19 protein-coding genes are annotated in these 22,735 nt (G+C 63.4%); 10 read left to right on the top strand and 9 right to left on the bottom strand.

Annotated features, from left to right (window positions below):
• Nucleotides 1-48 precede the first annotated feature (48 nt).
• Nucleotides 49-636 carry an NAD(P)H-dependent oxidoreductase gene (locus ABIB91_RS17530; protein ID WP_354164235.1) on the bottom strand — a complete coding sequence of 196 codons (588 nt, stop codon included), beginning with the start codon at nt 634-636 and terminating at the stop codon, nt 49-51.
• A 67-nt stretch (nt 637-703) separates the two neighbouring features.
• Here ABIB91_RS17530 and gltX point away from each other — a divergent pair, with 67 nt between their 5' ends.
• From gltX to ABIB91_RS17485, 9 genes are all read left to right on the top strand, one after another.
• Nucleotides 704-2,134: a glutamate--tRNA ligase gene (gene gltX / locus ABIB91_RS17525; protein WP_354164232.1), complete on the top strand. Its 1,431-nt coding sequence runs from the start codon at nt 704-706 to the stop codon at nt 2,132-2,134.
• Nucleotides 2,135-2,329: 195 nt separating this feature from the next.
• Nucleotides 2,330-3,634 (top strand): citrate synthase, encoded by a 1,305-nt coding sequence (gene gltA, locus ABIB91_RS17520; RefSeq protein ID WP_007603656.1) that lies wholly within the window; start codon nt 2,330-2,332, stop codon nt 3,632-3,634.
• Nucleotides 3,635-3,811: 177 nt separating this feature from the next.
• The gene (locus ABIB91_RS17515) at nt 3,812-4,990 is read left to right on the top strand and encodes an ROK family transcriptional regulator (RefSeq protein WP_354164326.1); all 1,179 of its coding nucleotides are present in this window, start codon (nt 3,812-3,814) and stop codon (nt 4,988-4,990) included.
• Between the two features lie 57 nt (nt 4,991-5,047).
• Nucleotides 5,048-6,334: an ABC transporter substrate-binding protein gene (locus tag ABIB91_RS17510; protein WP_354164227.1), complete on the top strand. Its 1,287-nt coding sequence runs from the start codon at nt 5,048-5,050 to the stop codon at nt 6,332-6,334.
• Nucleotides 6,331-7,254, top strand: a complete 924-nt coding sequence (locus ABIB91_RS17505) for a carbohydrate ABC transporter permease (RefSeq protein ID WP_354164224.1) — start codon at nt 6,331-6,333, stop codon at nt 7,252-7,254. Before ABIB91_RS17510 ends, ABIB91_RS17505 begins: the two co-directional genes overlap by 4 nt.
• A complete protein-coding gene (locus ABIB91_RS17500) occupies nt 7,247-8,104 on the top strand; it encodes a carbohydrate ABC transporter permease (protein WP_354164221.1) in 858 nt (285 codons plus the stop codon). The genes ABIB91_RS17505 and ABIB91_RS17500 overlap by 8 nt, the downstream gene beginning before the upstream one ends.
• A 10-nt stretch (nt 8,105-8,114) precedes the next feature.
• Entirely contained in the window at nt 8,115-9,224 is a 1,110-nt protein-coding gene (locus tag ABIB91_RS17495; RefSeq protein ID WP_219682189.1) for an ABC transporter ATP-binding protein, read from the top strand.
• A complete protein-coding gene (locus ABIB91_RS17490; protein WP_354164218.1) occupies nt 9,221-9,988 on the top strand; it encodes an SDR family NAD(P)-dependent oxidoreductase in 768 nt (255 codons plus the stop codon). The genes ABIB91_RS17495 and ABIB91_RS17490 overlap by 4 nt, the downstream gene beginning before the upstream one ends.
• A 240-nt stretch (nt 9,989-10,228) precedes the next feature.
• Nucleotides 10,229-12,358, top strand: a complete 2,130-nt coding sequence (locus ABIB91_RS17485) for a sensor histidine kinase (protein WP_198288288.1) — start codon at nt 10,229-10,231, stop codon at nt 12,356-12,358.
• Between the two features lie 218 nt (nt 12,359-12,576).
• Here ABIB91_RS17485 and lpxB read toward each other — a convergent pair whose 3' ends face one another.
• From lpxB to lpxA, 3 genes are read right to left on the bottom strand one after another with little or no spacing between them, the layout of a single operon-like run.
• On the bottom strand, nt 12,577-13,761 hold the full coding sequence (gene lpxB / locus ABIB91_RS17480) for a lipid-A-disaccharide synthase (RefSeq protein ID WP_354164215.1): 1,185 nt from the start codon (nt 13,759-13,761) through the stop codon (nt 12,577-12,579).
• On the bottom strand, nt 13,758-14,615 hold the full coding sequence (locus ABIB91_RS17475) for an LpxI family protein (protein WP_354164212.1): 858 nt from the start codon (nt 14,613-14,615) through the stop codon (nt 13,758-13,760). Before ABIB91_RS17475 ends, lpxB begins: the two co-directional genes overlap by 4 nt.
• 19 nt (nt 14,616-14,634) lie before the next feature.
• Nucleotides 14,635-15,426 carry an acyl-ACP--UDP-N-acetylglucosamine O-acyltransferase gene (gene lpxA / locus ABIB91_RS17470; protein ID WP_354164209.1) on the bottom strand — a complete coding sequence of 264 codons (792 nt, stop codon included), beginning with the start codon at nt 15,424-15,426 and terminating at the stop codon, nt 14,635-14,637.
• Between the two features lie 175 nt (nt 15,427-15,601).
• Between lpxA and ABIB91_RS17465 the strand changes: the two genes are divergently transcribed.
• Nucleotides 15,602-15,946 carry a KTSC domain-containing protein gene (locus tag ABIB91_RS17465; RefSeq protein ID WP_354164206.1) on the top strand — a complete coding sequence of 115 codons (345 nt, stop codon included), beginning with the start codon at nt 15,602-15,604 and terminating at the stop codon, nt 15,944-15,946.
• A 6-nt stretch (nt 15,947-15,952) separates the two neighbouring features.
• On the opposite strand, the gene fabZ is transcribed toward ABIB91_RS17465, so the two are convergent.
• The 5 genes from fabZ to dxr form a co-directional block, all read right to left on the bottom strand.
• The gene (fabZ, locus tag ABIB91_RS17460) at nt 15,953-16,414 is read right to left on the bottom strand and encodes a 3-hydroxyacyl-ACP dehydratase FabZ (RefSeq protein WP_354059046.1); all 462 of its coding nucleotides are present in this window, start codon (nt 16,412-16,414) and stop codon (nt 15,953-15,955) included.
• Nucleotides 16,411-17,478, bottom strand: a complete 1,068-nt coding sequence (gene lpxD, locus ABIB91_RS17455; RefSeq protein WP_354164202.1) for a UDP-3-O-(3-hydroxymyristoyl)glucosamine N-acyltransferase — start codon at nt 17,476-17,478, stop codon at nt 16,411-16,413. Before lpxD ends, fabZ begins: the two co-directional genes overlap by 4 nt.
• Nucleotides 17,479-17,603: 125 nt before the next feature.
• Nucleotides 17,604-20,135, bottom strand: a complete 2,532-nt coding sequence (gene bamA, locus ABIB91_RS17450) for an outer membrane protein assembly factor BamA (RefSeq protein ID WP_354164199.1) — start codon at nt 20,133-20,135, stop codon at nt 17,604-17,606.
• Between the two features lie 180 nt (nt 20,136-20,315).
• Nucleotides 20,316-21,467, bottom strand: coding sequence for an RIP metalloprotease RseP (gene rseP, locus ABIB91_RS17445; RefSeq protein WP_354164196.1), 1,152 nt, complete (start codon nt 21,465-21,467; stop codon nt 20,316-20,318).
• A 44-nt stretch (nt 21,468-21,511) separates the two neighbouring features.
• Nucleotides 21,512-22,735, bottom strand: coding sequence for a 1-deoxy-D-xylulose-5-phosphate reductoisomerase (gene dxr / locus ABIB91_RS17440; protein ID WP_219682195.1), 1,224 nt, complete (start codon nt 22,733-22,735; stop codon nt 21,512-21,514).

Genomic DNA, 22,735 nt, shown 5'->3' with positions numbered 1-22,735 from the left:
TTCTGCCAAATTCGAGCCCCTAGGCCAAGCCCCATGCCCACCGTCCGGTCAAACTTCGGCGATTTTGGCACGCACGCGCTCGATGAAGGCAGCCCGGGATGCCAAGGTGGAGCGATCCATATCGTAGTGCGCCAAATAGAACGACCGAACGCCGGATCCACACATCGGTTTCAGTGCCCTAAGCAACACCTTGCGGCCGGGGTCTTGCATGACGATCCGGCTCAACCACCACGGTGAGCCGTAGCTCGTCACAACGCCGAACAGGCGGATGTTGGTCAGCAGCGGCTTGATGCGCCCACCCTTCAGATCGTGGGCGAACGCCGTACCCGGCGCCCAGACCCGGTCGAAATAGCCCTTGAGCATGGCAGGCATCGAAAACCACCAATGCGGAAAGCAGAAGATAATGCCGTCGACGCGCCGTACGTGCTCGATGAGGCTCGCCACCGCGTCCTCTGCATAGGGGCCGTGATAGTAGCTGCGCCGCTCCGCCTCGGTCATCTCCGGGGAAAACCCCTCGCGGTAAAGGTCAGTCGCGATCACTTCGTGTCGAGTTTTCAGCGTCTCGACGATGGTATGGAACAGTGCATGGTTGTAACTGTCCGCGAGCGGATGGCTATGAACGACCTGGATTAGCATTGGCACAATCTCCCGCGCCTATGATACACGGTCGCCAATCAGCCACCTCCCTTATCCCGCGCGGTCAATGAACACCTCTCCCGTCGTCACCCGCTTTGCTCCCTCGCCGACCGGCTTCCTCCATATCGGGGGCGCGCGCACGGCCCTGTTCAACTGGCTCTATGCGAAGAAGCACGGCGGCAAGATGCTGCTCCGGATCGAGGATACCGACCGGGAGCGCTCCACGGAGGCGGCGATCGGCGCCATCCTCGACGGGCTGAAATGGCTGGAGCTCGGCTGGGATGGCGATGTCATCTACCAGTTCAGCCGCGCCGCCCGCCACCGCGAAGTCGCCGAGCAGCTGCTCGCCGAGGGCAAGGCCTATCGCTGCTACGCCACCGCCGAGGAGCTCACCGCGATGCGCGAGAAGGCGCGCGCAGAGGGGCGCACCCGCCTCTATGACGGCCTGTGGCGCGACCGCGATCCGGCGACGGCCCCAACCGACGTGAAGCCCACCATCCGGCTCCGCGCGCCCCAGACCGGCGAAACCGTGATCGAAGACCAGGTCCAGGGTCGCGTGGTCTGGCAGAACGAAAACCTCGACGATCTCGTCCTGCTGCGCGGCGATGGCAACCCGACCTACATGCTCGCAGTGGTGGTCGACGACCACGATATGGGCGTCACCCATGTCATCCGCGGCGACGACCATTTGATCAACGCGGCCCGCCAAAAGCAGATCTACGACGCGATGGGCTGGACGCTGCCGAGCATGTCTCACATCCCCCTGATCCATGGCCCGGACGGTTCGAAGCTCTCCAAAAGGCACGGCGCGCTTGGCGTCGATGCCTACCGCGCCATGGGATACCTCCCGGCCGCGCTCCGCAACTATCTCGTCCGGCTCGGCTGGAGCCATGGCGACCAGGAAATCTTCTCGACCGAGGAGATGATCGCAGCCTTCGACCTCGCCAGCGTCGGCCGCGCAGCAGCGCGCTTCGATTTCGCCAAGCTGGAAAACCTCAACGGCCACTACATCCGCAATGCCGACGATCAATCACTCGTGAAGATGTTCGAGGACGTGCTCGACCACGTCGTGCCCAGCCGCGACGAGATTAAGGCCAAGTTAAACGACGCCACGCGCGCGCAGCTCCTGAAGGCCATGCCGGCCCTGAAGGAGCGCGCCAAGACGCTGATCGAGCTGATCGACAGCGCCTATTTCATCTTCGCCGACCGGCCGCTGGAGCTTGATCCAAAGGCGGCAGCGCTGCTGACGCCCGAGAACCGCAAGCTGATCGGCCAGCTTCATTCCGCGCTGGAGAAAGTCGAGACTTGGAGCGGCGCCGCCACGGAAGCCGCGCTGCGCGCCTTTGCCGAGGAAAACAGTCTCAAGCTCGGCGCGGTCGCCCAGCCGCTGCGGGCGGCGCTGACCGGACGGACGACGTCGCCCGGCATATTCGAGGTTTTGGACGTCCTGGGACGCCAGGAAAGCCTGGGCCGGCTTAAAGATCAGGCCACGGAATAGGCCGAGGACCGCGCTAAGGACCGGGGCCAAGAACCAGGCTACGACGTAAGTCGACCATGCGTGGCGCCATCTTGCAGCGCACACAGCAATAATATACCCATCTCAGCCGTACCTTCTGGAACATCCGGCCTGCCCCGCGATATCTCATCGGGGCCTCCGGGTCCGGCCCGTTTCACCATACATCGGGGACCTCTGATGGACGCAAAACCAAGCAATAAGACCGCCACACTGACGGTCGGAAACAAGAATTTCGATCTTCCGATCCACAGCGGCAGCGTCGGGCCCGACGTCATCGATATCGGCAAGCTCTACGGCCAGTCCGGCCTGTTCACCTACGACCCGGGCTTCACCTCGACCGCGAGCTGCCAGTCCAAGATCACCTATATCGACGGTGACGCGGGCGTGCTGGAATACCGCGGCTATCCGATCGAGCAGCTCGCCGAGAACGGCGACTTCCTCGAGACCTGCTATCTGCTGCTGTTCGGGGAGCTTCCCACCGCCGCGCAGAAGAAGGATTTCGACGATCGCGTGATCCATCACACGATGGTGCACGAGCAGATGGCCCGCTTCTTCCAAGGCTTCCGCCGCGACGCCCATCCGATGGCGATCATGGTGGCGGCTGTCGGCGCGCTCGCCGCGTTCTATCACGACTCAACCGACATCAACGATCCGAAGCAACGCATGATCGCCTCCATGCGCATGATCGCCAAGATCCCGACGCTGGCTGCGATGGCCTACAAGTACACAGTCGGCCAGCCCTTCGTGTATCCGAAAAACTCGCTGAAGTTCGCCGAGAACTTCCTGCACATGTGCTTCGCCGTGCCGTGCGAGGAGTACAAGATCAACCCGGTGCTGGCTGACGCGCTGGACAAAATCTTCATCCTGCACGCCGACCACGAGCAGAACGCCTCGACCTCGACGGTGCGTATCGCCGGCTCCTCCGGCGCCAACCCGTTCGCCTGCATCGCCGCCGGCATCGCCTGCCTGTGGGGCCCGGCGCATGGCGGCGCCAACGAAGCAGCGCTGGCAATGCTCGCCGAGATCGGCTCGGTCGACAAGATCCCCGAATTCATCGCCAAGGTGAAGGACAAGAACTCTGAAGTCCGCCTGATGGGCTTCGGTCACCGCGTCTACAAGAACTATGATCCGCGCGCCAAGATCATGCAGAAGATGTGTCACGCCGTGCTCAAGGAGACCGGCCATGGCGACGATCCGATGCTGAAGGTGGCGCTCGAGCTCGAGAAGATCGCGCTCAGCGACCAGTACTTCATCGACCGCAAGCTCTATCCGAACGTCGACTTCTATTCGGGCATCACGCTGAAGGCGATGGGCTTCCCGGTCTCGATGTTCACCGTGCTGTTCGCGGTCGCCCGCACCGTCGGCTGGATCAGCCAGTGGAGCGAGATGATCGAGGATCCGCAGCAGAAGATCGGCCGTCCGCGCCAGCTCTACACCGGTGTCACCAAGCGCGACTACGTCGCGATCAACAACCGCAAGTAAGGTCGAGCCCATCACGGCTTTCGAAGCGGCGCCATCTCCGGATGGCGCCGTTTTTGTTTTGCGCCGACACAATCTTGCTGCCGCGCACAACAACAAGTCGGCGCAATGCGTCGGCGATCGCTTGACAGCCGAAATGCTCCGCGCGCATTCTTACACTAAGTAAGAATGCCGACAGGGATGGAAATGCCGGAGCAGCCGAGAAGTCGGCGGCAGACGCGTGCTGCCATTTTGACTCATCTGCTTCAGTCAGGCGGGTCGTTTCGCCCGCCGCTGGCCAAGACCGTGCGCCTGTCGGAAGCGAGCCTGTCGCGCATCCTGTTCGACCTGAAGGCCGAAGGCCTGATCGAAGAAGTCCGGCGCCCTGCCCCTTACGTCGGTGGCCCGACCGGCCTCGTGTCGCTCGATAAAGCGGTGGCGCTCGCGGCGTTTGAGCTGACCACCCAGCGGCTCAGCGTCGGCGTCGGGGGCCTGTCGGATGAGCTGCGCTATACCGGGCATGTGCCGCTGCCGAAGACGCCGACCGTCGCGGCCGTAGGCCAGGCGTTTCGCGAGGCGATGACATTGCTGCGCGAGTGGACGCGGCGCCGACGCATCCCCCTCGCACAGATCGGTGTCTCCATTCCGGGTCTCAGCCGGCTGGGCGCGCCAAGCAATCCGATCATTCCCTGCGACATCGGGCGTATCAACGAGATGTTCGGCGAGGCGTTTGCCGGGGTGCCGGTCGAGTTCACCAATTCGGTCGTCGCGCACGCCATCTTTCACCGCTGCCGCACGGAGAATTATCCCTTCAGCGGCGCACATCTCTTCGTCTTCGTCGGCCAGGGCGTTGCGGGCACCTGGATGGATGATCCGGTCGAGGACGATGCCCTCCAGCCGGTCGAGCTCGGCCACATGGTGTTCGAAGCCGACGGACCAATTTGCCGCTGTGGTCATCATGGCTGCGTCGAGGCCTATACGTCGCTTCCCGCCCTGGCCGAGCTTCTTGGCGTCGCGGAAGCCGAGTTGCTTCAACTCGGCAGCGAATGGGTGACCGCGATACCGCTCTCGTCGCGCGTGCGGCAGGAATTGCGCCAGCGGCTGTTCCGGCTTGGACTTGCGATCGGCAACACGCTGAACGTGAAGCCATGCAAGGGCGTCGCGATCAGCGGCTGGCCGTCGCTCCTCGCCGAGGACGATCGCAGCGCGCTCGTCGAGGGGATCGACGCCTGTCTGTTGGGCGGCCGCAATCACGCGCAAGTGTCGCTCGCTTTCGTACCGCCGTCGAATGGCAACGATCCGCGGGCGGCGCTGGCATTCGCGGCTTTCTGCCTCGCTTGCCGCGGCGGCATGCCGGGCGCATCGATCGAGGCCGCCTGAGACACCTGATGCCGCGCGGCTCTCGCGCGAAAGAGTTCACACCGGGAGGAACTTGCCATGCCGATCACCACAACAAGGCGCCAACTGCTCGCCGGATCCGCTGCTGCCCTTGCGCTGCCGGCATTTGCCCGCGCGCAAGGCGCGATCAAGCCGCGTCTGACTGCGATCTCGCAATGGTCCGCAGGCAGCGATGGGGCCGCCATCACGGCGCTCGGCAAGAAGTTCGAAGAGAAAGGCGGGGTTTGGCAGCACTCGCCCGTCCCCGGCTTCACCACCGAGATGATGAACAAGCTGCGTGCCCAGATCATGGCCGGCGACCCACCGGCCTGCTCGCAGCTCAAGGGCCCCGAGATCGCGGCCTGGTCGAAGATTGCCCCAACCGTCGATCTCGATGCCGTCGTCGCTGCCGCCGGCTACGAAAAGGTTGTCGCGCCTGACCTTGCAAAATTGCACAAACCGGGAGGCAAGTGGATTGCACTGCCGTTGCAGATCTACAGCACCAACATGCTGTTTCTTTCCAAACGCGCGATGGACAAGGCCAAGGCTGACAAGGTCCCCGTCACATGGGCTGAGTTCAACGACCTCGCTGAGAAGATGAAAGCAGGCGGAGTCCCCTATCCCATCGCCAACGGTGGCACCCGCCCGGACGACGGCCAGAAATTCGAGGCCGCTTTGGCAGGCATCAGTCCCGCCGCATACCGCGCAGCCATCATGAATCTCGACAAGAAGGCCCTGGAGGGCCCCGAGATAAAGGCTGCCTTCGTCCAGGTCCGCAAGATTGCCGACTGGATGGACCCCAACGTCGGCGCCCAGCACTTTTCGACCAACCTGAAGCGCTTTGTCGAGGGCGACATGGGCATGATGATCATGGGCGGGTGGGCCCAGGGCGTCTTGCGCAACGCCGGCTTCAAGTTCGAGGACTTCATGATCGCTCCCGGCCCGAGCGACAACAGCAAGCCGGTCTTCCTGTTGAATGCCGATGCCTTCATATTCTGGCAGCGGAAGGAGCCCGACCTGCAGGCCGGCCAGACGCTGATGGCCCAGCTCGTCATGGATCCTGCGATCCAGACCATGTATTCGCAGATCACGGGATCGATCCCCGTGCGCACCGATGTCGATCTGTCGGGCGAAGGCTGGTCGGACGGTCAACGGCGGACCGCAGCAGCCCTCAAAGACGCGATCGCCAGCAATCAGGCCGTCCTCAGTCTTGCGCACAACATGGCGCAGGAAAACGGCATGACCGCAGCGATGATCGACGTGATCACGGAGTACGTGAAGAACAAGACGATCAAGCCGGAGCAAGCGGCCATACGCCTCGCCGAGGCCGTCGAGAGCTCACGTTGACCATCGCCGTCTCGACAACACCGCGCCGGCCGGCGGCCCCTGACTGGGTACGCCGGCTGCCCGAATATTTGACGATCTGGGTGCCGCTGCTGCTGTCCGCCGCGCATCTCATTGCGTTTACGCTGTGGACGATCTGGATATCGTTCACGCCGTCCACTCTGGTCCCGGTCTCGGGCTGGGTCGGTTTGCGTAACTATTCTTCGGTTGCAGCATCGCGGAACTGGCAGATTGCCTTGGACAATCTGCTGCTGTTTGGCAGCGCCTTCGTATTACTGAGCCTGGCGACCGGTCTCATTCTTGCGATCCTGCTCGATCAGCGTATTCGCGGCGAGAACCTGCTGCGGTCGATCTTCCTCTATCCTCTGGCGGTGTCATTCGTGGTCACCGGCACGGTCTGGAGTTGGTTGCTCAATCCCGGCCTCGGGATCCAGAAGCTGGTTCGCGACCTAGGTTGGACCACCTTCCGGTTCGACTGGCTGATCGACCGCGACATGGCCATTTGGACCATTGTCATCGCCGCGATCTGGCAATCTTCCGGTTTTGCCATGGCGCTGTTCCTGGCCGGCCTCCGCTCCGTCGACGCCGACCTGATCAAGGCCGCGCAAATCGACGGCGCCGGACCGATCCGAATGTACCGGCGGGTCATCCTGCCGACCCTTTGGCCGATCACCATCACCGTCATCGTCATCCAGCTGCAGTTCGCGATTTCGACCTTCGACCTCGTCCGCGCGCTCACCAACGGCGGTCCCGGGATCGCCACCCAGCTGCCGGCCCTCGTCGTCTACGACCTCATGTTCCAGCGGAGCCTGCTCGGACGGGGAGCGGCGGCGGCGGTGCTCATGTTGCTCATTCTTCTCGCGGTTCTGCTGCCCTATGCAGCGTGGCGTTATGTCCAGCGGCGGCGGGCGATCCATGCGTGAGCGAACCATCGCGCCAGGCCGGATTCTGATCTATTTCGTGGTGTCGCTGATCGCTGCGGCATGGCTCGCGCCATTGGCCGTTGTCGTGCTGAACTCGCTCCGCACCAACGAGGAGATCGCGCAGGCCTCGATGATCGGCTGGCCGAAGCAATGGGCATGGAGCAACTACGCCGCGGCCTGGAGCGGTTTCTGCGTCGCCGAGACCTGCGCCGGCATCCGGCCGTACATGCTGAACTCCGCGCTGGTCACGATTCCCGCGACGATCTTCTCCACCCTGCTCGGTGCTGTCGCCGGTTACGCCATTTCGCTCTGGCGTTTTCGCGGCGATAGCTGGATCTACGGCATCGTGACTCTTGGCCTCTTCCTTCCCCAGCAGATGCGCTTGCTTCCCTGGACCATCGTGTTGCGCGATACGGGCCTGATGAACACGCTCACGGGCCTGGTCGTGATCCACACGATCCAGGGACTCTCCTTTACCGTCTTGTTCTGCCGAAACTACTACACTGCCATCCCGCAGGATTTGATAAGAGCTGCGCGCATCGATGGCGCTGGGTTCTTTCGCATTTTCTGGCGCATCATCCTGCCGCTCTCGCCGCCTATTCTGGTCGTCACCGTGATCTGGCAGTTCACGCATATCTGGAACGAGTTTCTCTACGGCGTGACATTCACGACCGGTCAGCAGCAGCCGGTCACCGCCGCACTGATCGCGCTATCGGCCGCCGTTGCCGACATCCCGCAGCATGGCGTGCAAAGCGCGGCGGTGATGATCGCCGCCCTGCCAACCCTGCTGATCTATCTGATCGGCGGCAAGTATTTCGTGCGCGGCCTCACCGCCGGCGCCGTGAAATGATCGGATCGTCATGGCAGCCCTAAGCATTCGCGCCCTGTCCAAGCGTTACGCCAATCTGGAGGTGCTGAAGGGCATCGATCTCGACATCGAGAGCGGTGAATTCACCGTGCTCGTCGGCCCATCCGGCTGCGGCAAGTCTACGCTGCTCAACATCATCGCCGGGCTCGACCTCCCGAGCTCAGGCACCGTGGAAATCGGCGGACGTGTCGTCAACGACATTCCGCCGAAGGACCGCGACATCGCCATGGTGTTCCAGTCCTACGCGCTCTATCCGTCGATGACGGTGCGCCAGAACATCACCTTCGGCATGGAATGCCGCCACGTAGCGAAGGCGGAGCAGGAAAAGGCGCTGGCGAATGTGGCAAGGCTGCTCCAGATCGAGCCGCTACTCGGCCGCAAGCCGTCGCAGCTCTCCGGCGGCCAGCGCCAGCGTGTGGCGATGGGCCGGGCGCTGGTGCGCGATCCCCTGCTCTTCCTGTTCGACGAGCCGCTCTCCAACCTCGACGCCAAGCTGCGTGTCGAGATGCGAATGGAAATCAAGCGTCTGCACCAGCGCATCGGCGCCACCATCGTCTATGTCACCCACGACCAGATCGAGGCGATGACGATGGCGACGCGCATCGCCGTGATGCATCGAGGCGTGGTGCAGCAGTTTGCCGATCCGGACACCGTGTATCGCTATCCCGCCAATCTGTTCGTGGCCCGTTTCATGGGTTCGCCGCCGATGAACACGATGCCGGCACGGCTGGAGGCTGACGCCAGCGGGCCGGTGGTCGTGATCGGCGCGGGACGGCCGGACGAGGTCCGCCTCCGCCTTGGCCAATATGATGCGGCGGCCCCCTTTGTCGGCCGAGACGTGGTGGTCGGGATCAGGCCGGAATGCATCGCCGAGGGCAGCCGCGTATTTTCCGCCGATCCGCCCGTCGTCGTCAACGCGCCGGTGGAGATGGTCGAGCCGACGGGAGCCGAAACGATCGTGCTGCTGCGGCTTGGCGGCGAGCCTGCGCTGGCGCGCATCACGCCGGATATCCGCCCCACACCGGGCGCCGCCGCCCCGTTCGCGCTCGACACCCGCCGCATCTGCCTGTTCGACCCCGAGACGGAGCGACTGATCGCATGACAAGAACGAGCTATGCCGGTCTTAGGGATCGCGTGGTGTTGATCACCGGTGGCGCCAGCGGCATCGGTGCCGCCTTCGTGCGGGCGTTCGCGGCGCAAGGAGCGCGCGTCGCGTTCCTGGATCTCGATGAAGCAGCCGGCCGTGCGCTGGTCGCGGAAGTGAAGGCCGCGGCCGGGACCGTACCCTTGTTCGTGCCGTGCGACCTCCTCGACATCGACGCCTTGCGCGGCGCCATGGCGCAGGTGCACGGATCGCTTGGCGATGCCGCGGTCCTCGTCAACAACGCCGCCAATGATCAGCGTCAGGTGCTGGGCGAGGTCACCCCGGCCGAGTTCGACTGGATGATCGGCGTCAACCTCAAGCACGTATTCTTTGCCGCGCAAGCGGTGGTGCCACAGATGCAGGCCCGAGGCGGCGGTTCGATCATCAACATGTCGTCGATTGCCTGGATGCGCGGCGCGCCAGGGCTGCCGGTCTACGCCGCGGCAAAGGCCGCGATCGTCGGCTTCACCAACTCCCTGGCCCGGTCGCTCGGGCCCGACCGCATCCGGGTCAACGCGATAGCGCCGGGGATGGTGATCACGGAGCGTCAGCGCCGGCTGTGGTATCCGGACGACCAGGCGATCGCCGAACTGCGCACCCGCCAGGCCATTCCCGACGCGGTAACGCCCGACGACATCGCCAACATGGCGCTGTTCCTCGCCTCCGATGAGAGCCAGCGCATCACGCGCCAATGTTTTCAGGTCGACGCTGGTCTCGGCTAGAGCGTGTACTGACACACCCGAGCTCCCTCATAGAGGTCCGCTCCGTATCCGATAGCAGTCGGGTTGGCGTATCTCACCTTGGGTCCGAGTTGGGCCACAGGAAGACTAATGCAAGACAACATGATGGCTTGAGCGGAAATCTGGCCTATACTCGCTAGAGCCGCCGAGTTGGCGACGTCGCGGCGGCCCCGGAAGGCTTTGCGCGTCAGGGATATGGGCCCAGACGAGTGGTGGAAGGCATTGGGGATTACCGCAAAACAGATGGTGGCTCGCCGCCCGCTCGCAAGCGGCGCAGACGTTCTTTTGACATTCGCAGTGGCACTCGCCTATTTTCTCACCGCGCGGCTGAGCCTTGCATTGCTGGACCCGGCCGATGGTGTTGCCCTATTCTGGCCAGCGGGGGGGGTGGCTTCGGGGATTTTGATCGCGCTTGGTCCTGCGGCACAGCTGCCTGTCGTGCTCGGAGTGGTCGCTGCAACGATTGCGGCTAACCTGCTAGGCGATCGCAACATCTGGAGTTCGTTGTTCTTTGCTGTCACGAACTCCGGTGAAGTCGTCATCATCGCGGGCCTGATCCACCGCTTTTGTGGATCTCCATTCGAGTTGAATGAACTGCGCAGCGTACTTGCGCTATTTGCCGCGACCGGTATTGCAGCGAGCCTTTCCGGCCTTGGTGGTACGGCAGTATTTGCGCTGTTTCACGGGTCGGCTGCGTCCCCGGCGGTGATCTGGCTTCACTGGGTTTCATCTGCCGCAACAGGGACGATTGCGGTGACGCCGCTCGCAATTGGCCTGGCGTCGCTAGCGCGCGCTCCCCCGCCGCGGGGGGAAGTTGCGGAGGGCGTTCTTGCGCTCGGCGTGGTGTCTCTCATATGCGCGCTGCTGGCTTTCTTGCGCAATGAGCCCTGGACTGCGGTGCTGGCGGTCAGCGCACTTTGTCCACTTCTGCTCTGGATCGCGGCTCGCCTTCGTTCAGCGTTCACGGCGATTGCCACGTTCTTATGCTCGACTACGGTCGTCTGGACGACAATCTTCACCATCGGCATTTTCGGGGACGCACGTCTGTCGATCGAAGATCGCGTGCTGACTGCTCAAGCTACCATTCTGGCGATCACATTAGGTGCTCTTGTTCTTGCTGCCCTGTTTAGCGAGCGGAGGCTTCACCATCACGCCATTCTGGAAAGGGAGTCCCGATTGCAGGGCGCTTTAGAAGCGGCAGAATTAGCCGATCGCGCCAAATCGAGCTTTCTTGCTGCGGCAAGCCATGACATGCGCCAGCCATTGCAGACCCTGAAGCTTCTGCAGGCAGCGCTTGAATCGCTCCATTCAAGCGGTGAAGCGCACAATCTTGTCGCTGACATTCGGAAATCGCTGGATACCATGACCAGCATCCTCTCCAGCCTGCTCGATGTGAACAAGCTGGAATCCGGAAAACTGCGTCCATCCGTGAGTGAATTTTCTCTAGTTGAAATTTTCGAGCCGCTCGCTAGAGACTTCGCCGCGTCTGTGCAGGAAAGAGGACTCCGACTGCGCGTTGCACGTTCCGGGCTCATCGTCCGCAGCGACAGCCGAATGCTTGCGGAGATGATCCGCAACCTCTTATCAAATGCAGTCCGATACACTGACCGGGGACAAATTTTGCTTGGATGCCGACGAGTCGGTGACAAGGTTCGCATCGAAGTGTGGGACAGCGGAATCGGTATCACCGAAGATCAACTTCCGCACATATTCGATGAGTACTATCAGGGGACTGATGGCGCGGAACGGGGCGGATTTGGGCTGGGCCTCGCGATCGTAAGGCGGCTTGGAGAAATGCTGGATCACAAGGTCGAGGTGCGTTCTATCGCAGGGAGGGGCACACGGTTTTTCATCGAGGTTCCGCGCGCTCGATCCGGCGCCAATGCGCCAGAAGCGGCGTCGCTGGTGCCCCCTTGCAGTGGTGCCTTCCTGGGCAGCGTTCTCGCGATAGAGGACGAGGCGTCCCTGCGATCGGCGCTGCAGAGATCGTTGAAGGCAAGAGGGATTGACGCCACCGTTATCGCAACGGCGAGCGAAGCCTTGACCCTGATCAAAGAGCAGGGTCTGCGCCCGGATGTACTGCTGTGTGACTACAACCTTCGTGGCTCATCGGATGGCATCGAGACCATTAAGAGCCTGCGTGTCGCCCTTGGCTTGAACCTACCGGCCGTCGTGATGACGGGCGACATCAGGTCGCAAACGATGAAATTGATCTCCGCGCAAGGTCTCACTGTCCTGATCAAGCCCTTCTCGGCCGACGAACTGCTGGACGCTCTGAGAGGCCAGGAGAAGCTATTAACCACTGCGAGGACATCATCCCATTCAGTTGCTGGGCTACCGCAGCGCCATTGATATTAAGAATTTGGATATCCGCGATGTCCGTTCAGGGGCACGAGTCCTCGACCGGCTGCGCGAGGCAGGTCAGCCCTGGCGCCACAAGGAGACACCGACCTCAATTCTAATGTGGCTTCAAGCTCGGATTAACGCCTCTTTGCCAAATCGGATAGCGAGGGTTTGAATGCTGGAATGGCTGGATCCAAGCGGACTAGGGCCGCTTGTGAGTACACGTCCTAGCTAGCCCGCCTGCCCTTTCGCATCGTCGCCAGCACGATGTCGGCGGCGAGCACGCTCGGCGATTTGTTGCCGGTCGACATGATCGTATCGAGCTGGGCGAACGCTTCCACCTGCTGCCGGCGCAGTGGTGAATCGGTCAGAAGCTCCGAGAGCGCGGGCGCCAGCTTCTCCGGCGTGCAGTCTTCCTGCAGGAACTCCGGGATGACATCCTTGCCGATCACGAGATTGGCGAGGATCACCGAAGAGACGCGGATCGCGCGGCGCAGGATGAAGGCTTCGATCGCGCCGACGCGATAGGCCGTCACCATCGGGATGCCCGACAGCGCGAGCTCCAGCGTCACCGTGCCGGATTTTGCCAGGGCCGCGCGCGCGATGCGGAAGGCGGCGCGCTTCTCGTTCTCGCCGACCACGATCTGAGGCTTGACCGGCCAGTTCGCGATGCCTTCGCGAATACTGGCTTCGAGATGCGGCATGGTCGGCAGCATCAGTTCGAACGCGCGGCCGTCCGTCTGCAATCGGCCGAGCGTCGCGCCGAACACGTCGAGATGGTGCCTGATCTCGCTGCGGCGGCTGCCGGGCAATACCAGCAACACCGGCGGCTCGCCGTCGCGGCGCGCCCGCTCGTCGGCGTTCGGCCGCAACGAGGGCAATTGCTCGATCAGGGGATGGCCGACATAGCTGCATGGCGGACCGCCGAGCTTGCGATATTCCTCCGGCTCGAACGGCAACAGGCCGAGCACATGGTCGACATAGCCGAGCATGGTCCGCGCCCGCCCCGGCCGCCAGGCCCAGAGCTGCGGCGAGACGTAGTCGACGATCGGGATCGCCGGATTGCGCGCCCGCACGCGGCGGGCGACACGGTGGGTGAAGTCGGGGCTGTCGATGATGACGAGCGCGTCCGGCGCGGCTTCGGTCACGGCCTCCGCGGTCTCGCGGATCAGCCGCAGGATCTTCGGCAGTTGCTGCACGACCGCGGCGAAGCCCACGATCGAGAGCTGCTCGATCGGAAACAGCGTCTCCAGCCCCTGGCGCGCCATGGTGTGGCCGCCGACGCCCACGAACTGCACGCCGTCGCCGAGGCGCTGGCGCAGCACCTTCATCAAGGCGCTGCCGAGCCGGTCGCCGGATTCCTCCGTGGCGATCAGGAAGATCTTGCGCTTGGGATCGCGGCCTTGCATCACGCCGGCAGGCCGATGACGAAGAGATATTTGGCGTCGGCGAGCGCGATCATCGCCTCCGGCTCGGCGGCGATGGTGTTGCCGGCAACGACGGCGATCCCGGCCAGCCCTGCGGCGGCGACGCCCTCGAGGGTGCGCGGGCCGATCGTCGGCAGGTCGAAGCGCAGATCCTGCCCGCTCTTTGGGACCTTCACCAGCACGCCCCGCCCGGTGGCGGCGCGGATGCGGCCCTCTTCGCGCAGGCGCGCCACGCGCGCGAGCAGCGCATCGGTGCCCTCGATGTCCTCGACCGCCACCACATGGCCGTCGATCACGACCGCGGCCTGGCCGATGTCGAACGGACCGAGCGCGGTCAGCACCGCGCGCCCGCGCTCGATGTCGGTCTTGCCGGTGTCGCTCGGCCAGGCGCGGCTGATGCAGCCCTCGGGCATCAAGAGATCGGGCGCGACATCCTTGATGCCGACCATGCGAAAGCCGCCCTGCTCGAGAATGCGCCCGACGCCGGACAACAAATGATCGTCGCCGCCGCGGAAAGCGCGGATGACATTGCCGAGCAGCCGGAGCGTCGTGAAGTCGACCCGGACCTCCGAGAGCGAAGGCCGTACCAGCGTGCCGATGAAGATCAGGTCGCGGCAGCCCTCCTCGCGAAACAGCCGCATGGCGCGGCCGAGCTGGCCGACCGAGATCCAGCGATGACGGAATTTCTCCACCCGTGCCGGGTCACAGGCGCCACGAAGAGGAAACAGCACCGGCGTGATGCCGCGGGCGGCGAGCGATTCGGCAACAGCGAACGGCATTGCGCCGCCGCCAGCGACGACGCCGACCGTCGATGAAATTTCCGAAGCCGCCGATGTCATGCCCGGGGCCATCCCATCATCACTTCGCGATGGCGGGAAGACAGAGCGGGCGCTTGCCCTTGCCGATGAAGTCGAGGATTTCACCGATCGCCGGATCTTCACCGGCGAGCGGCCGCGCCGCCTCCAGGCGTTCGGCAAAGGTAGCGGGGCCATGGAAGAGCTTCTGATAGAACGCGCGCACGGTCGCAAGCCGCTGCTTGGTGAACTTGCGCCGCTTCATGCCGATCAGGTTGAGGCTCTCAAGCACCGCATATTGGCCGTTGACCAGCCCGTACGGGATGACGTCGTCGCGCACGCCGCAGACACCGCCAACCATCACATAGGGGCCGATGCGGGTGAACTGATGCACTGCGGACAGGCCGCCGATATAGACGGCGTCACCGATCTCGCAATGGCCGCCGAGCGTCGCCGAGGTTGCGAAGATCACGTTGTTGCCGACCATGCAGTCATGCCCGACATGACTGTTGTTCATGAAATAGCCGTCGTTGCCGACGCGCGTCAGGCCACCGCCCTTGATGGTGCCGACATTCATGGTCGCGCCTTCGCGGATGGTGCAGCCCGAGCCGATCTCAAGCTTCGTGGGCTCGCCCTTGTAGCTGAGATCCTGGGGCGCGCCGCCCAGCACCGCGAACGGCGAGATCACGCAGCCATCTCCGATCGAGGTGTGGCCGATGACGGTGACCTGTCCGATCAGCTTGCAGTTACTGCCGATCACGACATGCGCACCGATGATGCAATAGGGTCCGATCTCGGTGCCCTCGCCGATCACGGCGCCGTCCGCGATCCGTGCGGTGGGATCAATCTTACTCATCAAGCAATCTGACTCATCAAGAAGGTCTGATTAGGTGTTGAAGTCGCTCGGTTTTCCGCTGGTTAGCGCGACTATGCCCGATCTGTCCAGTGACGTATGATCTCTCCCTGTTTCAAGTGCCGGATGAGGCAGCCTTCCCAGTTCGTCATCAAGTTCACGCGGAGCTTCAGGTATCGTGGTCGGGGCCCTGGCACTTCTATTCGCACAGCTCGCCGTCGCGCCGATCGTGCCCGAGACGATCGAGACCGGCGAACACCGCCTCGTCGATCTCAAGACATTCGAATGCCGCGACATTACCCGCAGCACGGTGCTCCATCGGGTCTGTTACGACCGGGCGCAGCAGGCCCTCGTCGTGGCAGTGCACGGCGCTCATGACCGCTATTGCGGCGTGCCGGTCGACACGGTTGAGCGCCTGCTGGGCGCACCGTCCATGGGCCAGTTCTTCAACCAGAACATCAAGCGCGAGGTCAGCGGCGGCCGCTACGCGTGTCCTGCACGCCAGCGCATCCAGAGGAGTTGATCCCGCTCAGTCGGTCAGCATGGCGCCGACATCGGCCTCCGCAACCACCTGGCCGTTGACCTTGGCGTCGCCGTGAAACCACCACATGGCCTTGCGGCGGCCGATCGAGCGCATGTGGTATTCGATGGTATCGCCGGGCAGCACCGGCTTGCGGAACTTGCACTTGTCGATGGTCAGGAAATACACCGCGCGCGGCTTGTCGGTGCCCTCGACCGACTTGATGCCGATCACACCGGCAGTCTGCGCCATCGCTTCGATCATCATGACGCCGGGGTAGACCGGGCGATCAGGAAAGTGGCCCTGGAACGGCGGTTCGTTGAAGGTGACGTTCTTGATGCCGATGCCGCTGTAATCGGTGCGGATGTTGATCACGCGATCGATCAGCAGCATCGGAAAACGGTGCGGGAGCGTTTGCAGGATCATGTTGATGTCCACAAGCTCGAACCTGATCGGTGCTTCGTCCGTCACTCCCGTTCCTCCTGCTTCGGATCGGCCTTGCTGTCGCGCGCCAGGCGCTCGACCGCCAAAATTTCCTTGAACCACTGCCTGGTCGGCTTGGCAAAAAAACCACCCCAACGTCCGTTGGGAGGGACGTCGTCCTTGACGCCGCTCATGGCAGTCACCTGAGCTCCATCCCCGATCTTGACGTGATTGTTGATGCCCACCTTCGCTCCCAGCGCCACGTTGTCGCCGAGGGTGAGGCTGCCGGCAAGGCCGATCTGGGCTGCCAGCAGGCAGTGCCGGCCAATGGTCACATTGTGGCCGATCTGGACCTGATTGTCGATTTTGGTCCCCTCGCCGATCACGGTGTCGCGCAAGGAGCCCCGATCAATGGTGGTGCCGGCGCCGACCTCCACGTTGTTCTGAATCAGCACGCGGCCGGTCTGGGGCACTTTCAGGTGGCCCTCGGGGCCGAAGAAGATGAAGCCGTAGCCGTCCTGGCCGATCGAGCAGCCGGGGTGGATCAGTACGTCGTTGCCGATCAGCGCGCACTGGATGGCGGTGCGTGCGCCGACATTGCAGTCCCGGCCGATCTTGACGCCGGGGCCGATCACGGCCCCCACACCGATCACCGTGCCACTGCCGATCTCCACGTCAGGACCGATCACGGCCAGGGGATCGACGATCACGCCGTCCTCAAGCCTGGCGGTGGGGTCGATGATGGCCGACGTCGCGATGCCGTCGTTGCCGGTCCAGGATTGCGGCCGGAGCGCATCGCCATGCCACTCCCGCGCGATCCTGACGAAGGCGCGGAACGGCTGTGGCGCCCGCAGCACGGTGACATGCGCGGGCACCCGGGCCTCGAAGCGTGGGCTCACCAGGCAAGCACCGGCCTTGGTCGCCTTGAGCTCATCGGCATATTTGAGATTGTCGAAGAACGTCAGGTGCATCGGGCCGGCTTCGTCGAGCGAAGCAAGGCCCCTGATGATTTGGCCGCCCCTGGCGGGATCGACCAGCTCCGCCTTGGTCAGCGTGGCTATGTCGGCCAGCGCTGAGGCGGGCGGCTGTGTGAAGAAGGTCGGCTGCGCCATTCCACCCCGTCGCGGTCCGGCTTCGGCATGAAGCGGCCAAGCTGCATCATGCCTCATCTCCTGGATTGGCACGATCCCTTTCGGAAACCGGCTCCGGTGGTCCGGATCGTGCCGTGCTGTTCGAATTAGAACGAGGTGCCGCCGCCGAACCGGAACTCCTGCGTACGGTCGTACTTGCCCTTGGTCAGCGGCACGGCGTAGTCGAAGCGCAGCGGACCGAACGGCGAGGCCCAGATCAAGCCGACGCCGACCGACGACCGGACCGCATTGCCGTTGTCATACACCAGGCCGGTGCAGGTTCCAGCCGAAGCTGGATTGACGGTCGACGGCGTGCAGCTCGAGTTCTTGGTCGTGGTCATTTCGTTGGTCACCGACCACGTCGTCGGGCCCTGATAGTCGAACAATCCGCCGGCATCAGCGTAGACGGCGCCCTTCAGACCCACTTCCTTGGGCAGGAACCAGAACGGCATCTGCAATTCGAGCGAAGCACCCCAATATTTGGTGCCGCCAAGCGCGTCCTGCGTACCGAAGGGGTTCAAATCGCGCGGTCCGATGCCGTTCGGGGCAAAGCCGCGGACGAGGTTCGGGCCCATCTGGAAGTGATCGAGCATGCGCAGATCGCTGCCCATCTTGTTCAGCATGCCCCCCTGGATGCGAGCGAGGCCGACGATATCGGACACCAGCGGAGTGTAGTACTTCGCGTCCACCACAGTCTTCAGGTAGGAGACGTCGCCGCCGACACCGGCGAAGTCCTGCCGGAAATCGACCAGCAGACCGTCGGTGGGGTTCTTGTTGTTGTCGAGCGTGTTGTAGCTCAGCGTATAGCCAAGCGCCGAGGTCAGGGTCTTGCCGTTGGCAAGTTCCTTGCGCACCGGCAGCGAGGCTTCACCGTCGCTGTAGCAGCCGAGGCCGTTGGTGGAGCTCAGGTCGATGCCGTTTGCATTGGCGAAGGCCGGGCTCGGATTGAAAGCCGCCGAACCCACATTGTTGTTACAGTTCGCCAGGTAGGACGGCAGCGTGATTTCCTGCCGGTAGATCGAGTAGCGCACCTGCAGCGACAGATCTTCACGCAGCGAGAAACCGAGGCGCGGCGAGAAGCCGAGCGTCTTGGTGCCGTACGAGATGTAGCTGTTGGACTTCTGCTCGCGCTGATAGAGGTCGAGACCCAGCGCGACCCGGTAGTCGAGCAGATAGGGTTCGACGAACGACAGCGAGTAGCCGCGGGCATACTGGCCGTAGGTCACCGCCGCCTTGGCGAACAGGCCGCGGCCGAGCAAATTGCGTTCGGACACCGAGACTTCGGCCAGCGCGCCGTCGGTGGTGGAATAACCACCCGAGACCGAGAAGTCGCCGGTCGATTTCTCTTCCATGTCCACGAGCAGGATCACGCGGTCGCTCGACGAGCCGGGCTCCGTCGTGATCTTCACGCTCTTGAAATAGTCGAGGTTCTTCAAGCGGCGCTCGGCACGGTCGACCAGCGCGCGGTTGTAGGCATCGCCCTCGGAGACGTCGAACTCGCGACGAATCACGTAGTCACGCGTGCGGGTGTTGCCGCGCAGGTTGATGCGCTCGATATAGGTGCGCGGGCCCTCGTCGATGTTGAACACGACCGACACGGTGTGCGCCTCGAAGTTGCGGTCGCCGCCGGGACGGACCACGGCAAAGGCATAACCGCGCCGCGAGGCTTCGATCTGCATCTCCTCGACCGATTTCTCGACCGATTCGACGTTGTAGAGCGAACCGACATTGACGCGCGAATAGTTGCGCATCGAGGTGGGATCGAAGTTGGGAATGCTGGAGCGGAAGTCGATCGAGCCGACCCGGTATTGCGAGCCTTCCTCGATCTTGAAGGTAACGTTGAAGCCCTTCTTCTCCGGATCGTATTCGGTGAGCGCGGCCACGACCTGGACGTCGGCGAAACCGTTCTTGAGATAGAAGCGGCGGATCAGGTCGCGGTCGGCCTCGACCCGATCGGGATCGTAGATGTCGCTGCTGGCGAGGAAGCTCAGCAGGTTCGATTCGTGCGTCTTGATGACGTCGCGCAGGCGGTACGACGAGTACGCGTTGTTGCCGACGAACTCGATCGACTTGACGCCGGTCTTGGCGCCCTCCTCGACCGTGAAGACGAGATCGACGCGGTTGTTCGGCTGCTCGATGACTTCAGGCGTGACGCGGACGTCGTAGCGGCCGGAACGGCGATAGATTTCGGCGATTCGCAGCGTGTCGGACTGCACCATGGCGCGGGAGAAGGTGCCGCGCGCCTTGGACTGGACTTCACCAGTGAGCTGCTCGTCCTTGATCTTCTTGTTGCCCTCGAAGGCAATGCGGCCGATCACCGGGTTTTCCACCACGGAGACGACGATCTGGCCACCGGCACCGCGGTTGATCCTGACGTCCTGGAACAGGCCGGTCTCGATCAACGCCTTGAGGCCGTCGTCGATAGCGCCTTGATCGAGGCGACCGCCGGGACCCGGCTTGAAATAGGAGCGGATCGTCTCCACCTCGACCCTGCGATTTCCTTCAACGGAAATCGACTGCACGGTCTGAGCAAGCGCAGACGAAGACACAAAGGCAGCCCCAACCGGGGCAAGCACCGGCGCGCCGAACATGATCAGGGTTGCGAGCAAGCCCCCCCGGAGTCGCAGTCCAAACTTCATTGCGCAACGCGCCCTTATCATTCCGTACCAGACCCAACCCCGGTCTGGAGATTCCCCAAGTTCAAGCCGCTTGTAGACAATTTCACCGACGCCGCAAACGGTCGAGCGCGCCGTAATTTCATTTTCATTCCAAGACGTTGCCCAAGAGCAACGCCCGACAACGCCACAAAAAAGCCCCTATCAGGATGAGGCCATCCGGAGGATGTCGTTATAGGTCGCAAACACCATCAACATCAGCACCAAGCCGAGCCCGATTCGGAACCCCATCTCCTGAGTCCGCTCGGACAGGGGCCGACCACGGGCGACCTCCGCCGCATAGAACATAAGGTGACCGCCATCGAGCAGCGGGATCGGGAACAGATTCAACAGACCGATCGACACCGACAGCACCGCGCAGAGGTTGATCACGAACTGGAACCCGGCGCTGGCCGCCTGCCCCGACATCTTGGCAATGCCGAGCACGCCGCTGACCTCGTTCGGATTGCCGTTCCCCACGAACAACGAGCCCAGGAATTTGAAGGTGCTGGTGATGATGAACCAGACCTGTTCAACCCCGATCTTGAGCGCTTCGCCGACGCCGACCGGCGAAGTCGAGACTTCACCGGCCTGAGACTTGTGCTCGATGCCGAGCACGCCGAGACGGTGGCTGTTGCCGAAGGGATCCTTGCGCTCGAGCAGCGCCGGCGTCGCGGTCAGCGACACGATGGTGCCGTCCCTCTTGACCTGGAAGGCAAGCGGCGAACCGGCATTCATCGCAACCATGCGCTGCATATCGGCAAAGCTTTCGATCGGCTTGCCATCGATCTGGACGACGACGTCGCCAATCTTGAAGCCGGCTGCCGCCGCAGCGCCGTCGGCGACGACACCGTCGACGCGCGCGATCGTGCTCGGCTTGCCGTAATACAGCGCCATGCCGGCGAAGATCAGCGCGCCCAGGATGAAATTGGCGATCGGTCCGGCGGCAACGATGGCGGCGCGCGGGCCGACCTTCTTATGATGGAAGCTGCCGGCGCGCTCCTCGGCCGTCATGGCCGCAAGCTTCTCCGGCGAGGGCGTCGAAGCCTCGCTCTCGTCGCCGAAGAACTTGACGTAGCCGCCGAGCGGGATCGCCGAGATCTTCCACCGGGTGCCATGACGGTCGTTGAAGCCGACCAGCTCAGGTCCGAAACCGAGCGAAAAAGTTAACACGCGAACGCCTGCCCAGCGCGCGACCAGGAAATGGCCGAGCTCATGGAAGAACACGACGATAGTCAGGACGAACAGGAAGGGAACCGCGTAGCCGAGGAGCCCATGGCTCAACGTATTGAAACTATGGACGAAAAAGTCAATCATCGAATTCCCTCATCCAGCGCCGCAAGGCCCTGGCCCCGAACCATCTAGGATGCCTTTAAGGCAATTTGAGGCAATAGGGCGGCAGCCCTATTTCGCGCAACATGGTCAACAGCGATTGCATCGTCCGCTGACGTCAGCGGGGCTTGATTCCCGCCACGAACCCAGTCGTCCAGCGTCGCCTCCACCAGCCGGGCAATCGCGCCGAACCGGATCTTGCCCGCGATGAAGGCGGCGACCGCGACCTCGTTGGCGGCGTTGTAGACGGTGGTCGCCCCCTTCCCGGTCCGGAGCGAATCGAAGGCCAGGCGCAGGCCGGGGAAGCGCTCGAAATCCGGCGCCTCGAAGGTCAATTGGCCGATCTTGGCCAGATCGAGCTTGGCGGCCGGCCCCTTGATGCGGTCGGGCCAGCCGAGGCAATGCGCGATCGGCGTGCGCATGTCGGGTGCGCCGAGCTGGGCCACGACCGAGCGATCGGAGAACTCGACCATGCCGTGAATGATTGACTGCGGATGAACGAGGACGTCGATCTCGTCGGGCGAGAGCGCGAACAGATAGGAAGCCTCGATCACCTCGAGCCCTTTGTTCATCATCGAGGCGGAATCGATCGTGATCTTCTGGCCCATGCTCCAGTTCGGATGCTTCAGGGCTTGCTCGAGTGTCGCCTGCTCGATGTCGGCAGGCTTCCAGGTCCGGAACGGGCCGCCGGAGGCCGTGATGATGACACGGACGAGCTCGTCGCGATTGCCCGAGGCGAGCGCCTGGAACAGCGCATTGTGCTCGGAATCCGCAGGCAGGATGCAGGCGCCCGCTTTCGCCGCGCGCTGCATGAAGAAATCGCCGGCGCAGACGAGACATTCCTTGTTCGCAAGCGCGACATGCGCGCCGCGGTCGACCGCCGCCAGTGCCGGCTTCAGCCCGGCCGCGCCACTCACGGCGGCCATCACCCAATCGGCCGGACGCGCGCCGGCCTCGATCACTGCGCTTTCACCGGCGCCGCATTCGGTGCCGGTGCCCGCGAGCGCGGCCTTGAGCTCGGCAAATTTTGAGGTGTCGGCGATCGCGACGAAGCGCGCCGAAAACTCCTTGGCGAGCTTTGCCAGCGCTTCGACATTGCTGTTCGCCGTCAGCGCCTCGACACGGTAGCGCTCGGGAGAGGCGCGCAGCAGATCCATCGTGCTGTCGCCGATCGAGCCGGTGGCGCCGAGAACCGTGACGCTGCGGACGGTCGATGCCGCAGCCTTGTTGTTACGCAATGGAACCGCGCTCAT

Origin of the sequence: Bradyrhizobium sp. JR4.3, assembly GCF_040547695.1 — a bacterium.
In the GTDB taxonomy this organism is placed as follows: domain Bacteria; phylum Pseudomonadota; class Alphaproteobacteria; order Rhizobiales; family Xanthobacteraceae; genus Bradyrhizobium; species Bradyrhizobium canariense.
Note: the sequence above shows the minus strand (reverse complement) of the source record. Positions and strands in the feature narration are given on the sequence as shown.